This is a genomic window from Spirosoma gilvum, assembly GCF_054776815.1.
This window is the reverse complement of record NZ_BAAHBH010000011.1, coordinates 1-26,037: the sequence shown is the minus strand read 5'-3', so window position 1 is coordinate 26,037 and position 26,037 is coordinate 1. Positions and strand designations below refer to the sequence as shown.

At 48.2% G+C, this 26,037-nt stretch carries 27 protein-coding genes and 2 tRNA genes; 17 read left to right on the top strand and 12 right to left on the bottom strand.

Annotated elements, in window-relative coordinates; genetic code table 11:
- Positions 1-48 precede the first annotated feature (48 nt).
- On the top strand, positions 49-696 hold the full coding sequence (locus ACYVFD_RS25920) for a DedA family protein (protein WP_461093418.1): 648 nt from the start codon (positions 49-51) through the stop codon (positions 694-696).
- Between the two features lie 95 nt (positions 697-791).
- Positions 792-1,535 (top strand): shikimate dehydrogenase family protein, encoded by a 744-nt coding sequence (locus tag ACYVFD_RS25915; RefSeq protein WP_461093417.1) that lies wholly within the window; start codon positions 792-794, stop codon positions 1,533-1,535.
- A gap of 26 nt (positions 1,536-1,561) precedes the next feature.
- Here ACYVFD_RS25915 and ACYVFD_RS25910 read toward each other — a convergent pair whose 3' ends face one another.
- The 5 genes from ACYVFD_RS25910 to ACYVFD_RS25890 form a co-directional block, all read right to left on the bottom strand.
- The gene (locus tag ACYVFD_RS25910) at positions 1,562-2,335 is read right to left on the bottom strand and encodes a glycoside hydrolase family 25 protein (protein WP_461093416.1); all 774 of its coding nucleotides are present in this window, start codon (positions 2,333-2,335) and stop codon (positions 1,562-1,564) included.
- A gap of 125 nt (positions 2,336-2,460) precedes the next feature.
- Complete coding sequence (locus ACYVFD_RS25905; RefSeq protein WP_461093415.1) at positions 2,461-2,706, bottom strand: hypothetical protein; 246 nt, start codon at positions 2,704-2,706, stop codon at positions 2,461-2,463.
- An 81-nt stretch (positions 2,707-2,787) separates the two neighbouring features.
- Positions 2,788-3,423, bottom strand: a complete 636-nt coding sequence (locus tag ACYVFD_RS25900) for a peroxiredoxin (protein ID WP_461093414.1) — start codon at positions 3,421-3,423, stop codon at positions 2,788-2,790.
- Between the two features lie 138 nt (positions 3,424-3,561).
- On the bottom strand, positions 3,562-4,218 hold the full coding sequence (locus tag ACYVFD_RS25895; RefSeq protein ID WP_461093673.1) for a response regulator transcription factor: 657 nt from the start codon (positions 4,216-4,218) through the stop codon (positions 3,562-3,564).
- 4 nt (positions 4,219-4,222) lie between these two features.
- Positions 4,223-5,719 carry a sensor histidine kinase gene (locus ACYVFD_RS25890; protein WP_461093413.1) on the bottom strand — a complete coding sequence of 499 codons (1,497 nt, stop codon included), beginning with the start codon at positions 5,717-5,719 and terminating at the stop codon, positions 4,223-4,225.
- 165 nt (positions 5,720-5,884) lie between these two features.
- Here ACYVFD_RS25890 and ACYVFD_RS25885 point away from each other — a divergent pair, with 165 nt between their 5' ends.
- From ACYVFD_RS25885 to ACYVFD_RS25870, 4 genes are all read left to right on the top strand, one after another.
- The gene (locus ACYVFD_RS25885; protein ID WP_461093412.1) at positions 5,885-6,382 is read left to right on the top strand and encodes a DUF3299 domain-containing protein; all 498 of its coding nucleotides are present in this window, start codon (positions 5,885-5,887) and stop codon (positions 6,380-6,382) included.
- A 267-nt stretch (positions 6,383-6,649) separates the two neighbouring features.
- Positions 6,650-7,054, top strand: coding sequence for an ester cyclase (locus ACYVFD_RS25880; protein ID WP_461093411.1), 405 nt, complete (start codon positions 6,650-6,652; stop codon positions 7,052-7,054).
- A gap of 183 nt (positions 7,055-7,237) precedes the next feature.
- Entirely contained in the window at positions 7,238-7,669 is a 432-nt protein-coding gene (locus ACYVFD_RS25875) for a hypothetical protein (protein WP_461093410.1), read from the top strand.
- A 263-nt stretch (positions 7,670-7,932) separates the two neighbouring features.
- Positions 7,933-8,118: a hypothetical protein gene (locus tag ACYVFD_RS25870; protein ID WP_461093409.1), complete on the top strand. Its 186-nt coding sequence runs from the start codon at positions 7,933-7,935 to the stop codon at positions 8,116-8,118.
- Positions 8,119-8,297: 179 nt separating this feature from the next.
- On the opposite strand, the gene ACYVFD_RS25865 is transcribed toward ACYVFD_RS25870, so the two are convergent.
- Positions 8,298-8,371 (bottom strand) — tRNA-Pro (locus tag ACYVFD_RS25865).
- Between the two features lie 49 nt (positions 8,372-8,420).
- Positions 8,421-8,507, bottom strand: a tRNA-Ser gene (locus ACYVFD_RS25860).
- A 167-nt stretch (positions 8,508-8,674) separates the two neighbouring features.
- Between ACYVFD_RS25860 and ACYVFD_RS25855 the strand changes: the two genes are divergently transcribed.
- The 7 genes from ACYVFD_RS25855 (at position 8,675) to cdaA (ending at position 15,106) form a co-directional block, all read left to right on the top strand.
- Entirely contained in the window at positions 8,675-9,637 is a 963-nt protein-coding gene (locus ACYVFD_RS25855; protein WP_461093408.1) for a vWA domain-containing protein, read from the top strand.
- 111 nt (positions 9,638-9,748) lie between these two features.
- A complete protein-coding gene (locus ACYVFD_RS25850) occupies positions 9,749-10,441 on the top strand; it encodes a tetratricopeptide repeat protein (protein ID WP_461093407.1) in 693 nt (230 codons plus the stop codon).
- 20 nt (positions 10,442-10,461) lie between these two features.
- Complete coding sequence (locus ACYVFD_RS25845) at positions 10,462-11,637, top strand: acetyl-CoA C-acyltransferase (RefSeq protein WP_461093406.1); 1,176 nt, start codon at positions 10,462-10,464, stop codon at positions 11,635-11,637.
- Positions 11,638-11,740: 103 nt separating this feature from the next.
- A complete protein-coding gene (locus tag ACYVFD_RS25840) occupies positions 11,741-12,676 on the top strand; it encodes a phosphoribosylaminoimidazolesuccinocarboxamide synthase (protein WP_461093405.1) in 936 nt (311 codons plus the stop codon).
- Between the two features lie 92 nt (positions 12,677-12,768).
- Complete coding sequence (locus tag ACYVFD_RS25835) at positions 12,769-13,176, top strand: STAS domain-containing protein (RefSeq protein ID WP_461093404.1); 408 nt, start codon at positions 12,769-12,771, stop codon at positions 13,174-13,176.
- Positions 13,177-13,186: 10 nt separating this feature from the next.
- On the top strand, positions 13,187-14,146 hold the full coding sequence (locus tag ACYVFD_RS25830) for a ribonuclease Z (RefSeq protein WP_461093672.1): 960 nt from the start codon (positions 13,187-13,189) through the stop codon (positions 14,144-14,146).
- A gap of 156 nt (positions 14,147-14,302) precedes the next feature.
- On the top strand, positions 14,303-15,106 hold the full coding sequence (gene cdaA, locus ACYVFD_RS25825; RefSeq protein WP_461093403.1) for a diadenylate cyclase CdaA: 804 nt from the start codon (positions 14,303-14,305) through the stop codon (positions 15,104-15,106).
- 216 nt (positions 15,107-15,322) lie between these two features.
- Here the strand turns inward: cdaA and ACYVFD_RS25820 are convergent, their stop codons facing one another.
- Both ACYVFD_RS25820 and ACYVFD_RS25815 read right to left on the bottom strand, forming a co-directional pair.
- Entirely contained in the window at positions 15,323-15,730 is a 408-nt protein-coding gene (locus ACYVFD_RS25820; RefSeq protein ID WP_461093402.1) for a DUF4332 domain-containing protein, read from the bottom strand.
- Between the two features lie 61 nt (positions 15,731-15,791).
- A complete protein-coding gene (locus ACYVFD_RS25815; RefSeq protein WP_461093401.1) occupies positions 15,792-15,968 on the bottom strand; it encodes a hypothetical protein in 177 nt (58 codons plus the stop codon).
- Positions 15,969-16,147: 179 nt separating this feature from the next.
- Here ACYVFD_RS25815 and ACYVFD_RS25810 point away from each other — a divergent pair, with 179 nt between their 5' ends.
- Together ACYVFD_RS25810 and ACYVFD_RS25805 are read left to right on the top strand one after the other, a co-directional pair.
- A complete protein-coding gene (locus tag ACYVFD_RS25810; protein ID WP_461093400.1) occupies positions 16,148-17,194 on the top strand; it encodes a S1C family serine protease in 1,047 nt (348 codons plus the stop codon).
- Between the two features lie 242 nt (positions 17,195-17,436).
- Entirely contained in the window at positions 17,437-18,024 is a 588-nt protein-coding gene (locus tag ACYVFD_RS25805) for an outer membrane beta-barrel protein (protein WP_461093399.1), read from the top strand.
- 88 nt (positions 18,025-18,112) lie between these two features.
- Here the strand turns inward: ACYVFD_RS25805 and ACYVFD_RS25800 are convergent, their stop codons facing one another.
- Positions 18,113-19,057 carry a DUF2279 domain-containing protein gene (locus tag ACYVFD_RS25800; RefSeq protein ID WP_461093398.1) on the bottom strand — a complete coding sequence of 315 codons (945 nt, stop codon included), beginning with the start codon at positions 19,055-19,057 and terminating at the stop codon, positions 18,113-18,115.
- Between the two features lie 142 nt (positions 19,058-19,199).
- Here ACYVFD_RS25800 and ACYVFD_RS25795 point away from each other — a divergent pair, with 142 nt between their 5' ends.
- Together ACYVFD_RS25795 and ACYVFD_RS25790 are read left to right on the top strand one after the other, a co-directional pair.
- Entirely contained in the window at positions 19,200-20,906 is a 1,707-nt protein-coding gene (locus tag ACYVFD_RS25795; RefSeq protein WP_461093396.1) for a DUF6909 family protein, read from the top strand.
- A 118-nt stretch (positions 20,907-21,024) separates the two neighbouring features.
- Positions 21,025-22,557 carry a malate:quinone oxidoreductase gene (locus ACYVFD_RS25790; protein WP_461093395.1) on the top strand — a complete coding sequence of 511 codons (1,533 nt, stop codon included), beginning with the start codon at positions 21,025-21,027 and terminating at the stop codon, positions 22,555-22,557.
- 400 nt (positions 22,558-22,957) lie between these two features.
- Here ACYVFD_RS25790 and ACYVFD_RS25785 read toward each other — a convergent pair whose 3' ends face one another.
- Together ACYVFD_RS25785 and ACYVFD_RS25780 are read right to left on the bottom strand one after the other, a co-directional pair.
- Complete coding sequence (locus tag ACYVFD_RS25785) at positions 22,958-25,705, bottom strand: ABC transporter permease (RefSeq protein WP_461093394.1); 2,748 nt, start codon at positions 25,703-25,705, stop codon at positions 22,958-22,960.
- 3 nt (positions 25,706-25,708) lie between these two features.
- A partial coding sequence (locus tag ACYVFD_RS25780) for a PadR family transcriptional regulator (protein ID WP_461093393.1) occupies positions 25,709-26,037 on the bottom strand: 329 nt, incomplete at its 5' end.

Below are 26,037 nucleotides of genomic sequence, written 5' to 3'. Positions count from 1 at the left end.
CGCGTCAGCCATGCTCACTCCTCGCTTCTCGCTCCTAACTCCTGTCTTATGGAATTGATCAAATCGCTACTCGATTTTTTGCTCCACCTGGATCGTTATCTTGATTTGTGGGCCAACCAATATGGTGTATTGCTGTACGCCATATTATTCCTGATCGTTTTCACGGAAACTGGTCTCATTGTCATGCCACTGCTCCCCGGCGATTCGCTGTTGTTTGCGGCAGGGGCATTAGCGGCACGACCTACCAATGAGTTGAGCGTCTGGGTAATTATCCCACTGCTGATCGGAGCTGCTTTATTAGGCGACAACGTCAATTATTTCGTAGGTAAATTTATGGGGAATCAGATTAAATCGCGTGAGCGGATTCTGTTCTTTAAGCGTGAATACATATCAGAAACCGAAAAGTTTTATGCCAAATACGGTGGCCGCACGGTGATTATTGCCCGTTTTATTCCCATCGTTCGGACCATCGCCCCTTTTGTGGCTGGTGCGGGCAGTATGACTTATAGCACCTATATCCGATACTGCATTGCCGGGGCTATTTTGTGGGTTACGAGCATTTCCCTGCTAGGCTTCTTTTTCGGGAATTTCCCAATCGTTCAGAAAAACTTTGAACTGGTTGTATTTGGCATTGTAGGCCTGTCGATCTTACCCATTATCATTGAGTTTTTCAAAAAACGTGTTTCGCGGGCTTAATAAAGTAGTTCTCTGTTTCTGTGGGTGCGCTGATTTATGGTGAATGTACGCCAATAAAAATCAGCCCATCCACAGAAACGTTTTTACCCAGTCGTATGAATCGTTACGGTCTTATTGGTTTTCCCCTGACTCATTCGTTTTCGCAGCGCTACTTTTCAGAGAAATTCCGTCGCGAAGGTATTGAGAATAGTCAGTACAACTTGTTCGAAATGCCCGACATTACGGCCTTACCGGAGTTGTTCGAATTACCCAATCTGCGTGGACTAAACGTAACGATTCCGCATAAACAGGCCGTTCTACCCTATCTGGACCGATTAGACACCTCGGCCGAAAAAATTGGCGCTGTCAACGTTATAAAGTTCGAAGCCGACGGATCGAAAACTGGGTATAATTCGGATTACTACGGCTTCCGGCAATCATTGATCGACTGGCTTACTTCCCTCGGGCGCACCACTGCCGATCTGAAAGCGCTGGTACTCGGTACGGGAGGGGCTTCCAAAGCCGTGACTGTTGCATTAAGCGACATGGGCATTCCCTACAAATTTGTATCGCGCACCAAAACGGACGACAATTTAACGTACGATGACGTGGAAGCCGTTTTACCGGCCTATCATCTACTCATCAACGGGTCGCCGATCGGGACATATCCCAACATTGACCAGGCTCCTGCTCTGCCCTATCCCCAACTAACCGATCAGCATTTGCTATATGATCTGGTTTACAATCCGGCAAAAACGCTATTCATGAAACGTGGGCTCGAACAGGGCGCGGCTGTACATAATGGTTTACGGATGCTGGAATTACAGGCAGAGAAAGCATGGGAAATCTGGCAAGCCTAAGCTGTTTGTTCCTCATTAATCTGTCTTCATAAGCAGATTTCATGCATACGGCCTTCGTCCATAACAAACACATTGAAGTCGACCTGCCCCCGGATACCTTTCACCCAGCCATTCTGGTTATGTTGCCAGAAATAAAGTTTATCGGCATCATAATTCCGTAGATGTTTGGTTGAATAGTCGGCTATCCAGAGTGGATAATCGTCAAGGTTTCCCTTGATGTATCGTCGGTATAAGTTGCCGTTGGTGTAAATAATTGGGCGAACCTGATAATGTTCCTCAACTGTTTCGAGCCAGGTTCGTAGCCCATTTACGATCGTTTCATCGGTTTGTCCATTGATCACTTCGAAATCAACTACGGGCGCAAAATCACCAGCTTTGAGTTCAACATGGCGAATGAAATTTGCCGCCTGCTTAAGCGGATCACGCGTTGGGTGATAAAAATGATAAGCCCCGCGATGCAAAGCGATCTTTTTAGCTTCCCGCCAGTTTTTGTCAAAATGTTTATCCGACAACGTGGCTCCTTCGGTTGCTTTGATAAACACGAATTGAATCCGAACGCCTTCGGCTTCCATTTTCTGGACAGTTGCCCAGTTGATACGGTCATTGTGGCGGGATACATCAATGCCATGGATGGTATAACGCATAGGTAGCCGAATCCCAAACGCCTGCACAAACCGCCAGTTCATTTCGTCGGGCCGTCTTGTCCGAACAACCCAGATGCTCACCATCAGCATAAGAAAAGCTATAATCCAAAATCCATATCGTTTTGAAATCAGCTTATACAAAACACGAACTCTCATTCGAATCTAAAAATCTACCTGACACTTCCAGCGTCGAAATTACGGTTTTCTGGGCGAACCTAATTAATGCCAAAAAAGCTCATTGCATATGCAATGAGCTTTTTTGGCATTAATTGAAAAATAATCTAATCGTGGCCTTCCAGCTTCACTAACTTATTGTATAAGCCAAGCAGCAGAAAGGGTGCTGCCCACTGCCCAACAAACAAACTCTTGTGGCGCTCGCCCGTTGCCTGTAAGGCTAAGGATATAGCCATTGAGCCCAGCGAGGCCCATAAGAAAATATCGGAAGGCAGTTTGGCGGTTTGTTCCTCAATAGCGGTGGCTACTGGGCCTTCTTTGTGCTCAGGATTATCACTCTTGTTCTTTGCCATAACGTTTCGATTGTTTGATTCTTTACCAAGAAGCAACTGACCGTTTAAGCAGAAGGTTTTGAAAGTGTTCTAATGGTCCGCTTACACGTTCGGCTGTGGTGTTGTCCGCAAATACGGCTTCACAAACGTTACTCCTTTGGGGAATTTAGCCTCCAGCTGATCGTTTGGTACAGCCGGTGTCACAATCACGTCTTCGCCATTTTTCCAGTCTGCGGGGGTAGCTACCTGATAATCAGCGGTCAGTTGCAGCGAGTCGATAACCCGAAGCAGTTCGTTGAAATTTCGGCCTGTCGAAGCCGGATAGGTCAACGTAAGCTTGATCTTTTTGTCGGGTCCGATCACAAATACCGAACGCACCGTTGCTTTTTCGCTGGCATTCGGATGGATCATGTCGTAGAGCGTGGCTACATTCCGATCGGGGTCGGCAATGATCGGGAAGTTTACCTCCGTTCCAGTAACATCTTTAATATCGGGCGTCCAACGGTTATGTGATTCCAGGTCATCGACCGATACGGCAATAACCTTTACGTTACGCTTACCAAATTCGTCTTTCAGCAACGCCGTCCTGCCTAACTCGGTGGTGCAAACGGGTGTAAAATCGGCCGGGTGCGAAAATAGCATCCCCCATGAGTTGCCAAGCCATTCGTGGAAATGGATGTGGCCCTGGGTTGTATCGGCCTCAAAATCGGGAGCAATATCGCCTAAACGCAGTGACATAATAGAGGGTGGTTTTAGTTGATAAATTCTACCTGTTTAATATAGTAGTAATGGAATCTAAAACCGGCAGTAAGCCGGTTTTGATGGGCAAACCTAAAAAATAAGCGGTGAGTTCGCAATGCCACCGCTTTATTAAATTTAGATCAGTTTATCCTCAACAGCCATTCTGACGAGTTCGGCGGCATTGCGCACCTGTAGCCGACGCATCATATTGGCCCGGTGGTTATCGACCGTCCGAACACTAAGCTGTAGTTTTTCCGCAATTTCTCGGCTGCTCATTCCAGCGACTAGGAATTGCAATATTTCTTTTTCCTTATTGGATAGCTTCGACTGACGCTCGGCCCGATTTTGCTTATTGCCTTTTTTGAGCTGTTGCATGTAGCCACTCAAAATTATGGAGGCTACCGGCGAACTATAGTATTTTTCGCCACTGGCAATGGTCCGAATGGCCTTAATCATTTCATCAGACGATGAATCTTTCAGAATGTAGCCATAGGCACCTGCTTCCACCGACCGTAAAATGTAATCTTCATTATTATGCATGGAAAGCATCAGTACCCGTAAGTTTTTATATAACCGACTGATAACCTGAGCGGTCTGAATACCCGACATACCCGGCAACGAAATATCCATCAGAATCAGGTCGGGCAGTTTTTCGGGCGTTTGCTGGTTTGCTTTTAGCTTATCGAGGGTTTCTTCACCATCATTGGCTTCGTCAATGATTTCTAAACCTTCGGCTTGTTCTAACAAAAGCCGGATACCATCACGAACGATTGAGTGGTCGTCCACCAGCATTAATTTAGTAGGTGTCATGTTGAGCAAAATGCGTTTGGTAGGGAATGCTAATCTGTAGTTTAGTACCTTTTCCGGGTATTGAATTAATTTTTAGTTTACCGTTGACGAGCTTAGTACGTTCTAATATATTATGTAGACCCTGCGATGGTGGCCGGGACTTTGCCATCCGTGTATGTTCAGCATCCAGTATGGGTTTCATCAACTCATTAGGCTGATTGGCACGGGGCACGTCAAACCCTGTTCCATCGTCACTGACTACTAATTGTAAAGAGTTTCCACGGTCCTTTAGTTCGATATGCACATGAGATGGTTTAGCATGTCGCACCGCATTACTGACCGCTTCCTGAGTAACCCGGTATAACATAATCTCCACGTTTTTATCTAAACGAGGCATATCTGTCGTCAGATTCGTTTTAAATGTAACGTCTATTGTTTCACTTCTGTCCTGTTCGGCCAACATTTTAATGGCTGGCACAATTCCAAAATCGCTTAATACGCTGGGCATCAAATTATTGGATATTGTCCGGGTTTCCTGAATCGTCTGGGTAACCAGCGTTTTTAATGTTTTCAGATTTTTTGTATAGGGGATTGAGCCATTTTGTTCGCCAATGATCATCTTAGTCAGTACAGCTTCGAGTCCTTCAATCTGCAATTTGATAGCGGTGAGCATTTGACCCAGTCCGTCGTGAAGTTCACGCGAAAGTCGTTTACGTTCTTCTTCCTGACCGGCAATCAGGTATGAGGTTCGTAGTTTCTGGTCATCGATCTGTTGCTGGTACTGCAGTTTGGTCGCTTCAAATAGTTTCTGCCGGGTTTCCTTCAGCGATTTATTGGCACTAAGTAATTTCTTATTGGCCGCTGTAGTCCGACTTTCAGCCTCTACTAACTGATCAAACGTTTGTTTTAGTTTTCGGGCGGCTGGTCGGAAAATTAGTAAGCCAATGGCCACTAAGGTAACTAATGTGAAAATATAGGAGTAAAATTCAATGGTCCGCAGCAGCGTCAGTTTGGCCCTTAGCTCCAGGTTACACACCACGACAATGCGATCTATTTTTTCCAGAAACGGTTTTTCGTTGGCCAGCATCAGCCGGAGGCTAGCCTGTACATCGGGCCGACGCACCTCCTCAAAATGCTGTAGTTTCATCATCTGATTGGCACTTTGTTGAAACGCTTCAAACTGGGGCTGTATATCGCCATATAATCGATTTACAGTGTCGGAGTAGACCATTTTCACCTCACGACTATTGGCACGGCCTTCGCGGGTTTCTAAGTGGTAGCGTTCAAAAACAGGAAACAACTGCCTCAGCTCGGCCACATTCTGTTCAAAACTAGCCTGTTCGCCCGCATCGGTTATCTGGAGAACCTGTTTCACAATCTGCTGGCTCTGGTGCCGTTGAAGCGCCGTTTGCCGGATCACACCCATTTCATTTTCAATGACGCTGAACCGCCATTGCGAAAGTCCCTGTCCGACGGTCAACAGAACGGCCAGGATTAAAAACATCGTTATGTATAAACGAGTGAACCGAACGGGAATTACCGAACCGTCTTTTGTGTTATCGTGAAGTAAATCGGCCACTGAACAGCGTAATCAAGTCAAAATGATTTATAAAAGTAATCTTTTTTGTAGTTTTACCATTAGTTTCTATCGTTAAAGTCTTTCAACGCCATGAACCGTATCGTCATCGCTTTCCTATGCGTATCGCTCGTAACTTCGGCTTTTCGGCCTGCTAAGTTGCCCGTCGAGCTAACTAAGTCTAAAGCCGTTCCTTCCGTTGCTGCTGAGCCCGTCAAGTTATCGTGGGAAGTGTTGCGCGATGTTACCTTTAAGAAGAAATGGTATGCCGAAGAGTCGGTGTACATGCTGTATCCAACATTCGGTCAAAGCATTCAGAAACTAAACGGCAAAACGGTTGAATTAACCGGCTATGTGCTACCGGTCGACCTCGAAACAAACGTATATGTTCTATCAGCTTTCCCCTACAGTGCCTGTTTCTTCTGTGGTGGCGCAGGTCCGGAATCGGTAGTGTCGCTGAAATTCAAGAAATCGGATAAGAAGTTCAAGACCGACGAGCGCCGTACCTTCCGGGGTACCCTCAAATTGAACGCCGACAATATTTACGAACTGAACTATATTCTGGCCGATGCCGAAATGATTGACCAGTAAATCGCTTTCGTTCACCACAAACATCCCTGCTATTCGCAAGAGTGGCAGGGATGTTTGTTTATAATATTCGCAGTTACGATAATCGATATGACATAAAAGATGGAGGCTTATACATACAGGCGGTATTAAAGGCAGACACTGAAGCTACTGATTACGAGCACATTTCTATCAAACGGCATTGCTTAATCTGACTAAATGGCTCTATATTTACTTGAACCGCTCTCCCTTTTTTATCACCCTTACTAACACCTTAATCTGACTGTCTACATGAGAAACACCACCACAACCCTTCTGCACAAATGGTTTCAGGATGTCTGGAACAATGATGATGAAACTGCTATAGACCGACTGATGACTTCCGATGCCTTCGCTCAGGGTGTTTTTACCGAAGATCACCCTAGAGGGGCAGAAGGTTTTAAACTGTTCTTCCGGGATTTCAGAAGTCAGTTTCACACTATTAAAGTAGACATTGATGACGTCATTAGTCAGGATGATGTTGAATCGGCCCGTACGACGGTTCATGCCATCCATACAGCCTCTGACAAACCCGTGACTTTTCCAGGAATCTGTATGGTACGCGTTGAAGATGGAAAAATTGCGGAAGCCTGGAATAGCTATGACTTCCTTAGCATGTACCAACAAATTGGGATGCAATTAACTCCAGTTGAGTAAGTATAGCTAGTTAAGTAGGCGGCTTATCCACCCCTTGAGGGGAACCTAAGCTGAGAATTGTCAGGTAGCTCTGGCCTATAGGTGCTCTACTCGACTATTCTCATCTTAGATTCCCTCTACAATCAGCTTTCCAACCTTTTATCGTTGAGTTTGCTCTTATAGGCAATCTTATTCAGCGATGTTATGAAAACGCCAAAAATTCTTATCGTAAGTGTAGTGACAGCTCTAATTAGCAACGGAAGCTGTACTGATCAAAACTCATCCCCCTGCGGCCAGCCTCAACAGGTTACGGTCGATTCAGAATGCTATACTGGCAACGGTTTGCGATTGACAGCCAGTAATTATGGCGATAGTCCTTTAAGCTTTACCTGGGAGATTTATGCCCTAAAGGACACCAGTCGAATTATGGGATGGACACCTAAGGATGAGAAAATCAAGATGATTGCCGCTAATACATTCGTTGTTCCTGATAGTTTGGCGACTAATTACCAGCGACTGATCGTGAACGTAGCGGCAAACTGCGGAGGGCAACTTAAATACTCAACGTATTATGCGTTCAACAAAAAGATTTCAACGAGTAACAACTGCACCACTTGGGTTAATCAAAATCAATAGTAACAGAATTTCAGCCATTAGCTTATCAATATAAACCTGCTCAGCGTTTTCGGTGCTATGAATAAGCTAGAATTTGAATGGTCAGTCGGCCCTGCATAGCGTACATAGTCAAGTAAAAGTTAACAAATGAGATAAAGAGAGGAAGAGAAAGATTTCAATCTACTTCACAATTATATGGAAGTGATAGTGTTACTTTGAAAAGTTGATTGCTTGAACTAACTCAAGCAATCGTTTCAGAAAACCCTTAAATTCCCATATTGATTATGGAAACAAACGAGATCGAATTAAAACTAAAATTTACGATTGAAGTTAATCAGGCGCTACTAGATAAATTGACCCAGGGCTTGGCTGAACAATATATCCGAATTATAGCCTTAGAATTAGCGAAGGATGGCGTAGATGTCGAACGTACTTCCTACAACATCCATCTTATAAAAGATATAGCGTGATCTTAGAGCCTCTCTCAAACGGCTGGATTTGATTACACAAGCCTAGAAAATACAACGCCCTCCACAACTTTTGGATTTGATCCTTTAAAACTGATCCGTTTTTTGCCACCAAAAAACTGCCAATATGCAGGGCACAAAAGAAAAACCGCCAAATCTCGATGATTTGACGGTTTTTTGTGTCGGGGTGGCAGGATTCGAACCTACGACCTCCTGCTCCCAAAGCAGGCGCGATACCGGGCTACGCTACACCCCGAGTGGTGAGTAATCAAGTTATACAGTATTCTGTATCCCTTTGTTTCCTGCGGAGAGAGAGGGATTCGAACCCTCGGTACCGTTACCAGTACGACAGTTTAGCAAACTGTTCCTTTCGGCCTCTCAGGCATCTCTCCGTAGTCAATTCGTCCGTTCCTGAACGATTGGGACACAAAGATAGGGCTATTATACGTTTTCGTCAAGAGGGAAATGAAAAAATCTTTTCATAATTATTAATTTCGCCCTGCTGGTTGCTGACAGCTATCCCCCCAACTTCATCAGTGTCAGCCTGATACTCGCTTTCATGAATTGGTTATACCCCTTTGCCCGTACAGATTTTTTTTTCATCACGCTGTTCATAAGCCTATATGCATTCTACGTTTGGCGCACATTTCGGCTGGCTGGACAGCTCAATACATCGGCCTGGGGTGTTGTTCCTAAATTTTTTTTAAGGGGAAGTTACCTTACCTTATTGATCATAGCGCTGCTCGGTCCTTCGTTTGGCGAAGCTGTCGTTGATTTCACTACATCGGGCCACGATGCCTTTCTGATTGTCGATATTTCTCGCTCAATGGATGCCAATGATGTTGTGCCAACGCGTCTGGAACGGGTAAAATACGACATCCAGCAACTGTGCGATACCCTGCCAGCCAATCGATTCGGGCTTATTCTGGCTTCGTCCAGCCCGTTTGTACTGGCTCCGCTCACGGCCGATCAGGACGCCCTCAAACAGTTTATCCGCGAAGTACATACCAGTATTTCGCCAACGGGCGGAACGGATCTGTGTAATGCCATTGAACTGGCTCAGCAAAAGTTACTCTCCGACCCATCGACCCGGCGGACGGTAAAGGCTATTGTTCTCTTTAGTGATGGTGAAAGTTCGGGGCCATGTGAGCGTAGCAGCCTGATTCGCCTGCGTATGCAGGGTATGCCCATTATTGCGGTCGGTGTAGGCAGCGAAACAGGTTCGTCCATTCGGCAGGGCCGCGATTTTGTACGCGACGATAATCACCAGATCGTTCGAAGTCGGCTAAACCGTTCCTTCTTACAGGATCTCGCCCGCGATAGTCGGGGACAGTACGTCGAAGCCGATGCAAATGGGCGTTATATCAATGAACTGGCCGGGATCTTACGATCTCTGAAAGGGGGTACCAGCGATCAGCGTCGCATTGCTGTAGCCACCAATAAATACTATTATTTTCTACTGGCAGCGCTGGGTTTGGTGGCGCTCGATATACTTATCGCTATTCGAACGTTCCGTTTGTAAGCGAGTCTCAACGTTTCGCCTTATTTTTGGCTCAGATTTTAGCGGCACTATTCGTTCTATCCGTTAAATAGAATGTATAACCCCTTCGAAATCTTAGGATCTGACGCATGTATGATCTATTTACTCGTTGCAGCCTGGCTTTGGCTAAATGAACTGATTTCCCTGAACCAGATATCCCGAAATAATCAGGCTCGTCAGGAAGCTCAGCTCGCCTATCAGTCGGGCAACTACCAGCGCGCAATAACGTTTTATACATACCTGAGTCAACGTACCTCCACAATCGATCCCGCCGTTCGATTAAATCTTGGCCATTCGTATTTTAAACTAAAACAGTACGCGAAAGCCAAGTCGCAATATGAAACACTGCTTCAGACCGATCGGCATGACTTACGAACGGCAGCCGCTACGCAGTTAGGTGTTCTGGCTTGTCTGGAAGGCGACAGTGCCTCTGCGTTAACTTTATTTCGCCAGGCTTTGCTCGAAAATGCGGATAATGAATCGGCCCGGTATAATTTTGAACTCATAAAACGATATTACTCGGGAAAACCACCGCAAAATCGGCCAAAGCGTAAATCATCCACGAAAGCTCCACAACTCGTCAACAAACCCCGACCAATGGGGCAACAGGTCGAGCGATCGGCCCGACAGGATGAGTTGTTACGTCGTTTTCGTCGCTTGAATCTAAGCGAAGAACAGGCTTTGCAACTGCTGGATGCTATGCGTGGCGATGATTTGCCATATGCGTTAACTCGCTCAGCTCGTCAGGCAGGTCCAGCACCCAAAGAGAGCGGGAATCGGTGGTAAACCGTAATCAATAGATACCTATGAACGAAGTCGTCATTATTTCTGCGGTCCGCACACCAATCGGCAGTTTCGGGGGAGTTCTATCTACCCTGTCGGCTACTGATCTGGGTGCTGCTGCCATTCGGGGAGCCCTGGCCCGCGCTGGTGTACAACCGGAGCAGGTACAGGAGGTTTTTATGGGCAATGTTGTATCGGCAAATGTCGGACAGGCCCCGGCCAAACAAGCCGCTCTGAAAGCCGGTCTGCCTGCCACCATTCCGTGTACAACCATCAATAAAGTATGTGCGTCGGGCACAAAAGCCATTATGCTGGCAGCTCAGGCTATCCAGTTGGGTCAGGCCGATGTCATCGTGGCGGGGGGCATGGAGAGTATGTCCAATACGCCCTATTATGTCCCTAAAGCACGTTTTGGCTACAAATACGGTAATGCCGAACTGGTCGATGGATTGGCTCGGGATGGGTTGGTCGATGTCTATGATCAATGCGCTATGGGCGTGTTTGCCGATCAAACGGCCAAACAGTATGCCATTAGCCGGGAGGAGCAGGATGCCTATACCGTACAATCGTATCGCCGGTCGGAAGCCAGTACCCAAACAGGCCGGTTCAGTGCCGAAATCGTGCCTGTCGATGTGCCAGGTCGCAAAGGAACCGTGACGGTAACGGAAGATGAAGAATATAAAAATGTCATTTACGACAAAATTCCAACGCTGAAGCCCGCCTTTACACCCGACGGTACCGTAACCCCCGCCAGTTCGTCTCCCATCAGCGATGGGGCTTCAGCGGTAGTGGTTATGAGTCGTCGAAAGGCCGATGAGCTGGGCGTGAAACCGCTGGCCCGAATTCTGGCCTATGCCGATGCCGAGCAGGAGCCTCAATGGTTCACCACGGCACCGACCAAAGCTGTTCCTCTCGCGCTGGAGCGGGCCGGGTTAAAAACGGACGACATTGATTTCTTCGAGGTGAATGAGGCTTTTGCCGTAGTGCCTCTAGCGTTTAGCAAGGTGCTGAACGTACCCCAGGAAAAATTGAACGCATTCGGTGGAGCGGTCTCGATTGGCCATCCGCTGGGCGCATCGGGAGCCCGGATTGTTACCACCCTTACGAATATTCTGCAGCAAAACAACGGTCGCTATGGAGCAGTTGGTATTTGCAACGGGGGCGGGGGTGCTTCGGCGATTGTACTTGAAAAACTGTAGCAAATATTATGTTTCAGGTTCCAGGTTTCTGTTTCAAGTTGCTGACGCGTCAGCCCACTCTTGTGTCAGCAACTTGAAACCTGAAACATCAAAACTTTCTTAAATGAACGCCATTCAGGAAACCAATTTTCATTTCCCCGGTCAGACGGGATTTTATCGCGGAAAAGTTCGGGACGTTTACTCATTTTCGGATAAACTGGTCATGATTGCCTCAGATCGTATTTCGGCCTTCGATGTCGTCCTTCCTCGTCCTATTCCGTTCAAAGGGCAGGTGTTGAATCAGACTGCCGCCTACTTTCTGAAAGCAACCGCCGATATTGTCCCGAACTGGCTCCTTGCCGTTCCCGACCCAAACGTCAGCATCGGGCTTAAATGCGAGCCTTATGCCGTTGAAATGGTGGTTCGTGGGTACCTGGCGGGTCATGCCTGGCGGCAGTATCGCGATGGGCACCGTACGTTGTGTGGCGTAGCATTACCCGAAGGGTTGCGGGAAAATGATCGGTTGCCAATTCCCATTATTACTCCATCGACCAAAGCGCACGAAGGCCACGATGAAGATATTAGTCGCGAGGAAATTCTGAGCCGGGGTATTGTGCCCGAAAGCGAGTATGTCCAGTTAGAACAGTATGCACTAGCTCTGTTTGCCCGTGGTACCGAAATGGCCGCCAAACAGGGACTGATCCTGGTCGATACCAAATATGAGTTCGGGAATCTGGATGGCAAAGTATACCTGATCGACGAAGTGCATACGCCCGACTCGTCGCGGTATTTTTATGCGGACGTTTACGAACAAAATCAGCAGGTCGGACAATCGCAAAAACAATTATCGAAGGAATTCGTTAGAGAATGGCTTATTTCAAACGGGTTTCAGGGGAAAACGGGCCAAACCGTACCACCCATGTCGGACGAATGGGTGAGCCAGATCACCAAACGATACATCGAATTGTTTGAAACCGTGACGGGTCAACGTTTCCTACCCGATGAAACAACCGATCCACTCGTCCGAATCGAAACCAATATACAACAAGCGATAAACTAATTTAGAATGACTGAATGATAGAATGATAGAATGATTGAATAACTTAACCTATTCAATCATTCTATCATTCTATCATTCTAAATTGAAGATTTATGAATTATAGCATCGAGAAAAACGAGCAATACGCCCTGATCCGATTAACAGAGAATCAATTTGGAGAGGCTATAACAACTGACTTTGAAACACTTAGCCGAAATCTTTTTCGGGAAGGCTATAGCAACATCATCATCGACATGGCTCCTGTTCAGTCAATTGATCAGGCTGGCGTTTCAACGATCCGAAAAATAAGTCGTCAATGCACCAATGAACAGGGTTTGTTGGTTGTTGTTACAAAAGACGACGATCTGATCACGTTTCTGGATAAGGCCCGTCTAAGCGATCTGACCATTCTACCCACAGTGGAAGAAGCCATCGACGCTGTGTTTATGAATGAACTGGAAAATGACTTCCGAAGTGAAGCAGATGATGAGTATGATGTCGGAGGCAGTGTCGAAGCCTAATCAGGCCCTAATGCATGTAGAAACAATCCATGAATCGGAACCACATCGTCCGAGCCATATTCCTTTTACCCTAACTATCCTGGGAGCCGGCTCGGCCACACCCTCGCTTAAACTCCACCAAACGGCCCAACTCCTGACCGTCGGCAACGAATATATTTTGATTGACTGCGGGGAGGGAACTCAGTATCGGCTGCTGGAACAACGCATTCGACCAGGAAGGCTTCGGTATATTTTCATCAGTCACCTCCACGGCGATCACTATTTTGGGCTGGCCCCGCTCCTGTCGTCGCTCAATATGGCTGGACGCACGGAAGATTTGTACCTGTTTGGTCCACGAGGCCTGGATGAGGTACTGACCACCATTTTCCGCGTTTCGGATTCTCGGCTGGGTTTTCGGCTTCACTTCCAGGCCGTTGACCCCGACCAGCCGACTCTGTTACTCGACCACTCGTTGATGACGGTACAGTCGATTCCGCTTCAGCACCGGATTGACTGTACGGGTTATCTGTTTCGTGAAAAGCAGGCCAAACCCCACTTACTGCGCGAGAAGCTACCGGCCGATGCTCCCATCGCCTACCTGAAACAGCTTAAAGAAGGAAAGGATATTGTAGATGCCGACGGGCGGATTCTTTATGCTGCGGCTGATTATACGGAACCCGCACCTGCCCCCCGCTCCTACGCCTTCTGCTCAGATACCCGCTACGTGGAAGCTCTAACCCTACAAATTCAGGGAGTGAATCTGTTGTATCACGAAGCAACCTTTTTGCAGGACAATCTCCAACGGGCGGCCGAGGTATACCATTCAACGGCTGGGCAAGCCGCTCTGATTGCGGCCCAGGCACAAGCTGGCCGTTTACTAATTGGCCATTTCTCGTCGCGCTACAAACAATACGATCTGTTTCTGGAAGAAGCCCGAGCAATTTTCCCCGAAACCTACCTGGCAACCGAGGGCCAAACGACTACTATTTAGACACTTACCTCGGTTTATTTATTGTTTCAGATTTCAAGTTTGAGGCTAGCCAACATAAGAGGTTAACCTTTAACCCGAAACTTGAAACAATAAATCAGCCTGTCCAAGTACTTAATTCTGTTTATATTTAGCCCGTCAACTTTCTTTATTTGATTCATGCTGGCTTTTCGCCTGGGGTTTTTAGAAATCGGGTGGCTCGATTTATTAGATATTGGGTTGGTAGCCCTACTTATCTATCAGATTTATAATCTTGTTCGCGGGAGCGTTGCCAGCCGGGTTTTTGTGGGCTATCTGTTGGTTTATCTCGCTTATCTACTGGTGAAAGCCCTTGGTCTCAATTTGATGACGACCATTCTGGAGTATTTCATTAGTGTGGGAGCCCTGGCATTGATCATCATTTTTCAGCACGAGATCCGGCGCTTTCTGCTACTCATCGGCAAATCGACTAACCTGACCAATAGCCGTCTGGTCAAACGGTGGTTTCTTCGCAATCCAGAACTTATTGACGCCCAAACGCCCCTCAAACCCATTCTGGATACCTGCAAAGCGTTGAGTGGCGAATTTTCGGGTGGTTTGCTGGTGCTTCAGAAAAATGATGACTTAGAAAAATTCGTTGAGTCTGGCGAAATTATAGATGCTGATCTGTCCAAACCGTTGTTATTGGCCATTTTCAGCCAGTACAGCCCATTGCACGATGGTGCTGTAATTATCAGTGAAGGTCGTATTCGGGCAGCCCGTTGCATTTTACCCGTTTCGGAAGATGATGAACTGCCTGCTACCCTGGGCTTCCGCCACCGCGCGGCTTTGGGCATGAGCGAAGCTACTGATGCGGCCGTGATCGCCGTTTCTGAAGAAAGTGGGCGGCTGTCGCTGGCATTGAACGGTGAGCTATATACCAATCTTAGCCAACCTGAATTAGAAAATCGTCTGGAAAACTATTTACGCGAACCGAAAGCGTAAGCCTTTGTGAAGATGACCACCAATCGACTTTACGTTGATTAATGGAAAAGAAAACCCTTGGGCGTCACTAAGGCAGTGACGCCTGTTGGGTAGCTCTGTTGGTAAAAAGAGAGTGTTTATTGTAAACCCGACGATTTTAGCTAAGTCGGTATCACTTTATTTTCGAGAATAGCGATCCGTCTCAGCTCATCGGATTTTGCTTATTCGTTACTCTTTTTAGTATTCCAGCATTCTGGGTAGCTTTTTGGCTTGTTCGACAAAATCACCGATTTGCTCAACTGAAGGAGGGCGTTGCGTATATTGCCGCACCTTGTTGATCTGAATCAGTTTAGCGTGTAGGTTGTCGGCTGATCGTTGAGCCAGTTCTTTCACCGTATCAACTCCAGCTTCTTCCATGAGGTCGCTATAAACCCGACCAATTCCTTTGATGCGTGCCAGGTCAGCGCGATTGGCTAGTTCCAGAATGGCTTTTGAATCAACGCCACTCGCTGATGACAGTGACTTGCGGTCTTCAGGGGTCCGGGTTGCTTCAAGTAGCGAATCGGCATCGCTAATACCTTGTGCCTTAAGGGCGTTTAGAACAGCATCTGTTATGCCTCGCAGTTCTCCTAGTGTAAGGCTCATGAAATAATGTTGAGTTTTAAATAAATACGACAACCCGGCCTTCGGATTGTTTAATACATTTTTAACGGACAAGGTACTTTCTTCGAGTATCATTCAAAAGAAATTTCTTCTGAGCGGTAAAGCTTTCCGGATGCATTTGCATGAATTCGCGTTGCCATTCTTCAAATAATGCCGGTTCGGCCTGTCGAAACTGCTCAACACTGATCTTTTTCTGAACTAAATATTCCTCAAAGGACATAGGTTGAATCTGCCATTTTTACCGAGTATTATACAAAGTAATGGCTTTTTTAAACATCGCGCTATACTTCACTTCGTTAAAAATGACAAAATGACGGATAAAATTTAGCTAATAGCCATGAAAATCAATATGGAACAGATCGTGTGATCGCTTATAGAATCACTGAACCAACTTTATGTATGGAAACGCAATTCATCACATTTTCGGAAGCGTCATCGCACACAGGGGGCACAGCCTCGCAGGACGGGGCACTTCTGGATGCCTATTCAAATACAGTTGTCAATGTTGCGAAAAAGGTTAGTCAGTCTGTCGTCCAGATCAAGGTAAGTGGCCGTTCTACTACTCAGGACGCTCCCAAAAACAATCCTCCAGGGCGTCGTTCACCAGGCCGGGGTGAATCCGAGGGCGGCACTGGCTCCGGGTTTGTGATCTCAACCGATGGCTATATTATTACCAATAACCACGTTGTGGCGGGTGCCAATACGATTCATGTCTCATTACCCGATTCTAACGAATACGAAGCGACGCTGATCGGGCGGGACCCAGCCACCGATATTGCCGTTATTAAGATTTACGCCGATGGGCTCAAAGCCATCAGATTTGCCGACTCGAAACAAGTGCAGGTAGGGCAGATTGCCATTGCGGTCGGAAACCCCTACGGCTTCCAGTACTCGCTGACTGCCGGGGTGGTTAGTGCGCTTGGCCGAACCTTACGTTCTGAGTCGGGCCGCTTGATCGACGATGTGATTCAAACTGACGCTGCCTTAAATCCGGGTAACTCGGGTGGACCGCTCGTCGATTCGAATGGCGATGTTATTGGTGTCAACACCGCCGTTATTTTACCAGCTCAGGGCATCTGTTTTGCCGTTTCGTCGAATCTGGCTGCTCTGGTGGCTGGTAAACTGATCATACACGGTCGGGTTCGTCGGGGTTATCTGGGCATTGCCGGGCAACTCATCAACCTCACCGAACGCATCAAGCAATACAATCAGCTAACGACAAAATCGGGTGTTATGGTTGTTAGTGTAGAGCCAGATGGCATAGCCGGAAATAGCGAAATGCGTGAGGGTGATATTATTGTCGAGTTCAACGGCCAGCCCATTGCTACGGTCGATGACCTCCATCGATTCCTTACTGACGATACTATTGGGCGACTTACTCAACTGACTGTTTTGCGGCAGAATCGCAAAAAAGGTATCATGGTCACTCCCGGTGAGATGAAATAAGGTAGTGTTTATCGGGTTATAGGCACTACCAATCAATTACGCTTTCATTTAACCGCGAAGACGCAATAGACGCTAGGTGTTACCAAGTGTAAATATCCTTTGGGGCCTCTTATGTCTTCGTGATTACAGGAAACAACAGCAGTACATAAACACACGTAATTTACTATTTAGTAAACATTTTTGGTTACTTTCTGCCAGCACTTATCGTCATAGCGTAGTACATACAATTTGTTTACTACACAATGAAGCGTTACTTTTTTTCTTTATTCATGCTGGCAGCCCTGTCGGCTAGTGCTCAAACCTACAAACCGTTTAAAGTAAACCTGTCGTTAGGCTATGCCAAACCACTAGCCTCGGGGGTGTCGGGTGGAGTTTTGTTTGCCATTGAGCCAAAGTATGGCATCAACGACAACATTGACCTTGGCCTTCGGATGGAATGGGCGGTTGTTGCTCGTGCAATCGTCAGTAATAACAACACGGTTACTGGCGATGTAGGAGCCTTCGGTTCGTATCTGCTAACCGGTAACTATTTATTCGGCGAAGGCAATACACGCCCTTTCATTGGATTAGGCGCTGGTGTATATAGCGTTGCTTCGGCTGGTACTGTTACTGTTATCGATGGGCAGACCCCTAAAAATGTAACACTGGCTGCTGAAACCAAATTTGGCGGTATGATTCGGGCGGGTGTTAAAACAGGGCACTTTGTTGTTGCCGCCGAATACAATGCCGTTCCGACCACATCCAATAAATTAACCAATACAACCATCGACAGCAAAAATGCCTATCTGGGAATCAAGCTAGGCTTCGATATTGGTGGAGGGCGGTTATAAAGAGTGAATGAGTGAAAGAGTGAATGAGCGAAACTTTCCGATGCTGGGTAGTTTTTTCGCTCTTTCACTCCGCTTCGGCGGTCCGATTTCACTCTTTTGGCAAGATCAACGGGTGAAAACGAAGCCCTTTTATACGGTTGAATTCGAGCGACGGGGCTGGAATTTTGAAAAACTGGGCGGTACCAATAAAGCGTTGTAGTGAGGGAGAAAACGTACCAATTCGGGACAGGTCGGCGTCGGGTGAGATAAAAAACTGTCGGTATCGGGTAAACGTCACTTCATGGCCGGCAGCATCAACGACTTTGGGATTCTCATGCCCGCCAATCATTCCACTACCACTATAACCGAAATCAAGATTGAGCCACTTCGGGAAATCAGGGCCAACTGGAAGCACTGATGCCAGATTGACCGACAACCAATATTGCTGACCGTTATAATCTTTCAGCATTTGCTGACCGGTTGACTTTCCCAACAGATTAGGCCGATAGGGTGGGAAAATCGTTTTCCGAAACCCATACTTCAAACTCACCACCTGCTGCCCCGCTCCATACTGCTGCCCCATAAACAGGGCGGTTCCGGCTATATTAGCGACCATATCGCCTTTCGAAAACCCCCAGCCCTCCGCGTGCCCATCATACACTTCGAGTGTCGTTTGAAATAAAAGGGCGAGTAAACCACCTGTCAGAATACTGGCCCGTTCGTCGACGCCACTCCAGCGCATCAGTTCATACCCGCCCCGGCTCATGCAATAGGCCGTTGCAGCATGACCCACTTTGTCCATCTGGAGCCATTCGGCATTGTCGTTAAAGCTGTGAAACGGCACTTTTTTCTTATACCACTGTTTTCGAAGCATAAGCAGCGTAACCGTGTAAAAAGCCGCCGTACCGACCAGTACTCCAATAAACCGCCCCTGATTAATACCCGACTGATCAGTCGTTGCTGGGGCAATTGGCATTGGCTGAGCCTGGATGGACTGACTCAGCATCAGCCAGCACATACCAATCCAACCAACTCGCCGTATCTGATTTTTCATTCGCCAAAAGTACCGAGAAAAGAGTTTCAAGTTTCAAGTTGGCTGTTTCAGGTTGGCTGACGCACGAGTTATAAGCGTCAGCAAACTTGAAACATCAAACCTCTTCCCCGTACCTTTGCCAAACTTATTTCACGTCTTATTCATGAATCTTGTTCCTTCTCCTCCCCTTACCCGCGCTCAGGAGTCGCGCGTGGCCATTGAACGTTTGTATATTACCATGCGGCATTTGTTCAATCGGGGATTCTATAAACCATCTGGGGTTTCGGGCGAAGAAATCCGCCGGGCCTTGCTAACCCTCCAACCCGAAATTTACGGTCTGGTTGGCGATCCACAGCGCGTTGAACTCGATGGCCTTGTGTATGTTATGGACCGATTGCCCAAAGGAATCGAGTCCTGCCGAATTATTTCCCTGGCCTCACGCGAAGGATTTGAGCATTCGCATTTCCCGGTACTGGTTCCCGCCAAGCGTCGCCGGAATTGCTACCGTATCGACAACGAGCAGATGGTGATTGAAGTAACGAATGGCCGTAGCGAAATCTACGACATCCTTACCCACCTGACGTTTATGTTTATGGAAGCCGACAAAATCCGACGCAACGCCTTTCAGGAACGGGGTAGCCGCACCCGCGAATGGGAGAAACTCGAAGCGATTGTACAGTCGGGCGGTATGGTCAACGACGATGAACGCGAACTGGCTCTGATGTACCTCAGCTCGATTCTGGGACGTACGTTCGAAGAAACGCAACAGGCTTATCAGCGTTTTGAGGAAAATGCGGGTACGAATAGTGGTCTGTTTCAGATTGTGTACGGGCTGGGTAGCGTATCGATTCGGGAGCTTGTGGAGCCGAAAATAGCCAGGGAAATCAACTTCACACCAATGCTCCGCGAACGAGTTGGGCAACACCTCTATGGCGAACGCTGGGCCACGCGTATAAAGCAATATATCTGGGAACATAACTTACAGGAACGACCAATTCACATCATCAGCGCCAATCCCCATAGTGTGATGAACTGTCTTTATGCCTCCGCAGCCTTATCAGACGCCACTACCTGGGATAATCTGTATGATCTGGCCCTAAAACTCAGTCTGCCAGCCGAGCGGAATCTTCGTAAGCAAGTGACTACCTACGCAAAGGAACATGGCATGCACTTTCTGGAGGATCTGGCCGGAACCAGTCTGCTCGTGCAACTCATCGACACGGCGAAGCTAGACCCCAAAAAATTACCGACCGAAATCAGCCACGACGCCAAACACATTCGGGAAACGAAGCCCTTGTTGCTGGTCATGGACTATGCCTTTGGCGAGCAGGCCTTTGAAACGATGGACGAGTTGCTGAAACCCTACGAACATAATGAGGTAACGGCCCCATTGAACGTAGCGTCGATTTCGGTGATCGGCAAAGCGGGTATCCTGACGGGCGGCAAAGGTGACCTGATGATTCCAACATCACACATTTTTGAGGGCACAGCCGATAACTATCCCCTTGATAATGACTTCAGTAAAACGGATTTTGAAGGCAACGGCATTCCGGTCTACGAAGGGGCTATGATCACGGTGCTGGGCACATCGCTCCAAAATAAGGACGTTCTGAGCTATTTCCGCAATTCATCCTGGGACGCCATTGGCCTGGAGATGGAAGGGGCTCATTATCAGAAAGCTATACAGGCTCAATCGAAAATTCGGGGCAGTGTACCGGCTAACGTTAAGGTGCGTTACGCCTACTATGCCTCCGATAATCCGCTGCTTACGGGTGCCACATTGGCTTCGGGCAGTCTGGGCACACTGGGGGTTAAACCAACGTACCTGATTACGGTTAAATGCCTTGAAAAGATCTTCAAAGCCGTTTAATCAGATTCATTATATTCTACAGATTTAATGGGACTAAATTAGGAAAGATTCAGTGCGTTGAACAAGCTGAATCTCAAATTTGTAGCAATAAGGAATACATACCTGCCAACCAATTATCATGGCGAAGCGTAAAAAATCTACCGAGAAAGGTCCCGACGTTATTCTGATCGGCGCCGGAATTATGAGTGCCACGCTGGGCGTGCTACTGAAAGAGTTACAACCCGATCTGACCATTGAAATTTACGAGCGTCTGGACAGTGCAGCCGCCGAAAGTTCCGATGCCTGGAACAATGCCGGAACAGGTCACTCAGCCTTCTGTGAACTCAACTACACGCCCGAAAAAGAAGACGGGTCTATCGACGTATCGAAAGCCATCAAAATAGCCGAATCGTTTGAGCAGTCGAAGCAATTCTGGGCCTATCTGATCCAGAATAACTTTCTGCACGATGCTCCAAATTTCATTCGCTCCATTCCGCATATGAGCTTCGTGTGGGGGGATGAGAATGTCGAGTACCTGCACAAACGCTATGATGCTCTCCAGCAGAATTACCTCTTCCACGGAATGCAGTATTCTGAAGATCCGGCGCAACTAGCCGATTGGATACCGCTGGTGATGGAAGACCGCGATCCGGCACAACCTGTAGCCGCTACCCGCATGGATATTGGCACCGACGTCAACTTTGGAGCCCTGACCCGCGCCATGTTCCGTCGGTTATCCGATATGCCGGGCGTTCGGCTGTATTTCGCGCACGATGTCCATGATCTCTGGCGTTCCAAAAGTCTGGGAGGCTGGAAACTGCGGGTCGAAAACGTAACCACTCGTCAGGAACGTGAAGTGCAGACTAACTTTTTGTTCATTGGAGCCGGTGGCGGTTCACTGCGGCTGCTCGAAAAATCAGACATTCCTGAGAGTCGCGGATTTGGTGGTTTCCCGGTAAGTGGTCAGTGGCTCAAGTGCGTGAATCGGGAAGTGATTGAAAAACACCAGGCTAAAGTATATGGCAAAGCGTCGGTCGGTGCGCCACCGATGTCGGTACCACACCTCGACACCCGGATGATCGATGGCAAACGAGAATTGCTGTTCGGGCCCTATGCCGGTTTTTCGACCAAATTTCTGAAAAGCGGTTCGTATATGGATCTGCCCAAATCTATTCAGTTGAGCAATATGGCCCCCATGTTGATGGCTGGCCTGCATAATATTCCACTGACCAAATACTTGATTCAGCAGGTAATGCAGTCGCCCGAAGATCGGCTGAATGCGCTGAAAGAATACTACCCGGATGCCAAAATGGAAGACTGGGAACTGGAAATTGCCGGGCAGCGGGTTCAAGTGATCAAAAAAGACGAAGAAGAAGGGGGCGTGCTGGAATTTGGTACCGAAGTGGTGAGTGCGGCCGATGGTAGCATTGCTGCTTTGCTGGGTGCATCGCCAGGCGCTTCGACTGCCGTTTCGATTATGCTTGACCTGCTAAAACGCTGTTTTCCCGAACAACTCAAGTCGGAAGCCTGGCAGCAAAAGCTGAATGAAATGATCCCCTCCTACGGACAGATTCTGGCCCAAAACCCTGAGCTTGGTCAGGAGCTTCGCAAACATACCAGCGAAGTATTGGGTCTGGGAATGTTTGAATATACTCCTGAAGTAACGCGATAAGCTGGTCATTCAGCGGACATATCTTTCGGGATATTCAATACCTTCAATCAAGCCGCAAGGACGCGTAGACGCCGGGGTCTTAACTCTTTACGTTTATTGCGTCCTTACGGTTTACAGAGTTCTTCTTTCATCGGGCAAATACTATCGCCGAGCCGCCGTATCGGTCGATTCGGCATTCTGGTTCAAACTACAACGGCGAATTGTGAGAAGTTTAGTTGGGAAAATACAATATTAAGGTCAGTACCAATATTCCGTACCTACGACATTTAATTAGCTACAAATCAATGTCTAAACCTCATAGTTCACGTTAGTTCACAGTGTAATTAGCCTACTTGGGCATAAGTTTAGCTAAAAAAACACCGTATTGCTCGGTGCTTTCTAGGGTTGCCAACTAGAAGATTTATTCGGAACGCAGACTTTTTACCGGATTGATCATGGCTGCTTTCACTGCCTGGAAGCTAACGGTCAGTAGCGTCAGCAGCAAAGCCCCCGCAATGGCCACCCCAAAGATCCACCAGGACAGATCCACGCGATAGGTGTAGTGGCCCAACCAGCTGTTGATCAGGTAATAAGTGACCGGGATCGTAATCAGGCAGGCGATGAGGACCAACACCACAAAGTCTTTAGAAAGCAACTGCCAAAGGTTGGTCACCGACGCCCCGAGTGCTTTACGAATGCCAATCTCTTTGGTTCGTTGTTCCGCTGTGAAGGAAGCCAGCCCAAACAGGCCTAAGCACGAGATGAGGATGGCCAGGGAGGCAAAAATACTGGCCAGCTTGCCAACTCGTTCTTCGGCTGAAAACTTGGCGGCATATTCCTGGTCCACAAACCCATACTGAAAAGGGAGAGCAGGCACGTTCTTTTTGTAAATCCGCTCGATCCTGGCTAGACTTTCCTGAACAGAGAGTGCCGGATTCAGCCGCAGGTTATAAAATCGGGCAGCGCCTTTATTAAATTCATAAACCGTCGGTTGGACAGGTTCATAAGGCGACTCCATCACCACGTCGTCGACCACACCAATGACCCGCAACGGTGGAGCCGTGCTCTTGTCATTATCCTCCCGAATAAGGGTGCCAACAGGATTTTTCAGGCCCATATACGCGACGGCCGTTTTATTCAGGAGCACGGCGTTGGAGTCAGAGGGAAAGTCAGTGGAAAAATCACGGCCAGCGGTGATTTTCATACCCAGCGATTTGACGTAGTCAGGTGACACCCAGACCCAGGCGAAACTATCCTGAAAGTCGACAGGTTTGCCTGCCCAGCGGAAACCACCGCGACCAAAGTTTACCGCTGTAGCTGGATCGCTGGTTGCCGACATGGCCACCACGGCTCCCGACTGCAACAGTTCGTTTCGGATAACTTCGTACTTACCCGTAAACTTACCTTCTGTCAGCGGAATGGATAGTAGTCCGCCCCGGTCGTAGCCAACGGGTCGGTTTTTGGTATACTCAACCTGGCGAAACACGACGATCGTACTGATAACCAGCGTGACGGAGACGGTGAATTGGACCACTACCAGAACCCGGCGGGGTAAGGATGCAAAACGACCCAGCCGAAACGTTCCTTTCAACACCTTCAATGGCTGAAAAGCCGACAGATATAGGGCCGGATAACTACCCGACAACAGGGCTGTTAACAAGATAAAGGCAAGAGCGGCTATCCAGAAGGAAGCGCTCTGCCAGGGAAATACGATTTGCTTGGCCGCCAGTGTATTGAAAATCGGCATCGTGAGCAGCACCAGCGTTAGGGCGATCAGAAACGCTAAGGTAACCACCAGGAACGACTCGCTTAAAAACTGAGTAATTAATTGCCTCCGCATCGAACCTAATGACTTTCGAACGCCGACCTCCCGGGCTCGTTTTTCCGAGCGAGCCGTCGAGAGGTTCATAAAATTGATGCAGGCCAACAGCAAGACGAAAGCCCCGATACCACCAAACAGCCATACCATCTCGATGCGCCCGCCAGTTTGCAGGCCGTTCTCGAAATTGCTCCGCAGATACCAGTCGTTCATCGGCAGCAGGAAGAATTGCGGATTACGCTTGGCGTATTCAGCCCGATTCGTATTCAGTTTGATGTCTTTGATGTTGGCCGTTACCTGCTCCATCGTCGTGTTTTGGGCGAGTTGGAGGTAGAGCCGAAAGGAATTATTTCCCCAGGAATCGGCGGCTTCTTTAATCCAGGGCGTATTGGCCACCAAATGCTCCCAGGGAATGATAAAGGTCGTAGTGTGGAACGAATTATTGACTGGAATGTCGGCATATACACCCGTGACCGTCAGATCGTGCCGATTATCGAATCGAATGATGCGGCCAATAGGATTTTCTGTCCCGAAAAGACCTTTCGCTGTCGAAGCCGCCAGCATAATCGAGTTAAGTTGTTGTAGCCCCTGTTTTTGTCCGGCCAGTATATCCAGGCTCAGTAGACCGGGCGCATCGGGCTGCATATAGTTGCCCGTTTTGACCAGTTTCGTATCGCCGTAAGCGAGAATACCGTCCAGCGTCCAGCTACTCATGACGATGTAGGTGAAATCTTGAGCGTACTGATTTCGCAGCGCAGTTTCCAACGGGCGCGGTACATTGTATCGGGTTCTAATTTCTCCACTCTTCACATCACTTTGCCAGACTTGAGCAATCCGATCGTGGTTTGGGTGGTAGTGGTTGTAGGTCAATTCATCATGGACCCACAGCCCGATCAGAATGGCGACTGCCATGCCAATGGCCAGTCCCCCAATATTAATGGCCGAATAGCCTACATTTTTGACTAGGTTGCGAAAGGCGATTTTGAGATAGTTTCGGATCATGTCAGGATTTAGTAGGGGTGACGAAGGGTGTTGATTGGTAAAGTAGGAATGTGTGGTAGCTGGTTGCTGCGCGAAGCCCCCCTTTCGCTGGTGGACTAGGCTGGTCACTCGACGGCGTAGGTAATAAGGTCGAATGACCTTCAGGGCTTCCAGACCATACCACCAACGGGCCCGCCTGGGACCGACCTGGTCAACTCGCTGGGCAAACTGCTCCTGCAAATCTCCCTGTAACTCTTCCAGCAGATCAGGGGGCGTCAACCAGCTCAGCAGACGGTCGGCCCAGCGGGGCGGCCGGGCCGACGTTCGGCGCTCAGGCTGAGGTGTTGGATTGGGTGAAGGCTTGTTCATGGCCTAGGAATAGAAAAGAGTGGGTATAGCCTCCCAAAACCCCATCCGGAGTTGGCGCATCTCCCGTAGCACCTGCTGACCAGCGGCCGTCAGGGTGAATAGGCGTTTGCGCCGTCCACCCCGGGCCAGGGTAGCTCCACCCAGGACCGAGCCAACGAGCCCTTTCTCCTCCAGGCGATACAAGACCACATGCACCCCCGTCACAGAGGTGGTCCGGTGAGTACGTTGCTGGAGTTCGTCGGCGATGGTGACGCCATAAGCCCCAGTGGGTTGTTGTTCGAGGAGGGCAACGGCGAGTAAGACCAATTCTTCAAACTCGCCCAGGTAGGTTC

Coding starts and splice junctions, on each gene's coding strand:
- ACYVFD_RS25920 (WP_461093418.1), top strand. CDS start 49: ATGGAATTGATCAAATCGCTACTCGATTTTTTGCTCCACCTGGATCGT.
- ACYVFD_RS25915 (WP_461093417.1), top strand. CDS start 792: ATGAATCGTTACGGTCTTATTGGTTTTCCCCTGACTCATTCGTTTTCG.
- ACYVFD_RS25910 (WP_461093416.1), bottom strand. CDS start 2,335: ATGAGAGTTCGTGTTTTGTATAAGCTGATTTCAAAACGATATGGATTT.
- ACYVFD_RS25905 (WP_461093415.1), bottom strand. CDS start 2,706: ATGGCAAAGAACAAGAGTGATAATCCTGAGCACAAAGAAGGCCCAGTA.
- ACYVFD_RS25900 (WP_461093414.1), bottom strand. CDS start 3,423: ATGTCACTGCGTTTAGGCGATATTGCTCCCGATTTTGAGGCCGATACA.
- ACYVFD_RS25895 (WP_461093673.1), bottom strand. CDS start 4,218: ATGCTGGTGGACGACCACTCAATCGTTCGTGATGGTATCCGGCTTTTG.
- ACYVFD_RS25890 (WP_461093413.1), bottom strand. CDS start 5,719: ATGTTTTTAATCCTGGCCGTTCTGTTGACCGTCGGACAGGGACTTTCG.
- ACYVFD_RS25885 (WP_461093412.1), top strand. CDS start 5,885: ATGAACCGTATCGTCATCGCTTTCCTATGCGTATCGCTCGTAACTTCG.
- ACYVFD_RS25880 (WP_461093411.1), top strand. CDS start 6,650: ATGAGAAACACCACCACAACCCTTCTGCACAAATGGTTTCAGGATGTC.
- ACYVFD_RS25875 (WP_461093410.1), top strand. CDS start 7,238: ATGAAAACGCCAAAAATTCTTATCGTAAGTGTAGTGACAGCTCTAATT.
- ACYVFD_RS25870 (WP_461093409.1), top strand. CDS start 7,933: ATGGAAACAAACGAGATCGAATTAAAACTAAAATTTACGATTGAAGTT.
- ACYVFD_RS25855 (WP_461093408.1), top strand. CDS start 8,675: ATGAATTGGTTATACCCCTTTGCCCGTACAGATTTTTTTTTCATCACG.
- ACYVFD_RS25850 (WP_461093407.1), top strand. CDS start 9,749: ATGATCTATTTACTCGTTGCAGCCTGGCTTTGGCTAAATGAACTGATT.
- ACYVFD_RS25845 (WP_461093406.1), top strand. CDS start 10,462: ATGAACGAAGTCGTCATTATTTCTGCGGTCCGCACACCAATCGGCAGT.
- ACYVFD_RS25840 (WP_461093405.1), top strand. CDS start 11,741: ATGAACGCCATTCAGGAAACCAATTTTCATTTCCCCGGTCAGACGGGA.
- ACYVFD_RS25835 (WP_461093404.1), top strand. CDS start 12,769: ATGAATTATAGCATCGAGAAAAACGAGCAATACGCCCTGATCCGATTA.
- ACYVFD_RS25830 (WP_461093672.1), top strand. CDS start 13,187: ATGCATGTAGAAACAATCCATGAATCGGAACCACATCGTCCGAGCCAT.
- cdaA (WP_461093403.1), top strand. CDS start 14,303: ATGCTGGCTTTTCGCCTGGGGTTTTTAGAAATCGGGTGGCTCGATTTA.
- ACYVFD_RS25820 (WP_461093402.1), bottom strand. CDS start 15,730: ATGAGCCTTACACTAGGAGAACTGCGAGGCATAACAGATGCTGTTCTA.
- ACYVFD_RS25815 (WP_461093401.1), bottom strand. CDS start 15,968: ATGTCCTTTGAGGAATATTTAGTTCAGAAAAAGATCAGTGTTGAGCAG.
- ACYVFD_RS25810 (WP_461093400.1), top strand. CDS start 16,148: ATGGAAACGCAATTCATCACATTTTCGGAAGCGTCATCGCACACAGGG.
- ACYVFD_RS25805 (WP_461093399.1), top strand. CDS start 17,437: ATGAAGCGTTACTTTTTTTCTTTATTCATGCTGGCAGCCCTGTCGGCT.
- ACYVFD_RS25800 (WP_461093398.1), bottom strand. CDS start 19,057: ATGAAAAATCAGATACGGCGAGTTGGTTGGATTGGTATGTGCTGGCTG.
- ACYVFD_RS25795 (WP_461093396.1), top strand. CDS start 19,200: ATGAATCTTGTTCCTTCTCCTCCCCTTACCCGCGCTCAGGAGTCGCGC.
- ACYVFD_RS25790 (WP_461093395.1), top strand. CDS start 21,025: ATGGCGAAGCGTAAAAAATCTACCGAGAAAGGTCCCGACGTTATTCTG.
- ACYVFD_RS25785 (WP_461093394.1), bottom strand. CDS start 25,705: ATGAACAAGCCTTCACCCAATCCAACACCTCAGCCTGAGCGCCGAACG.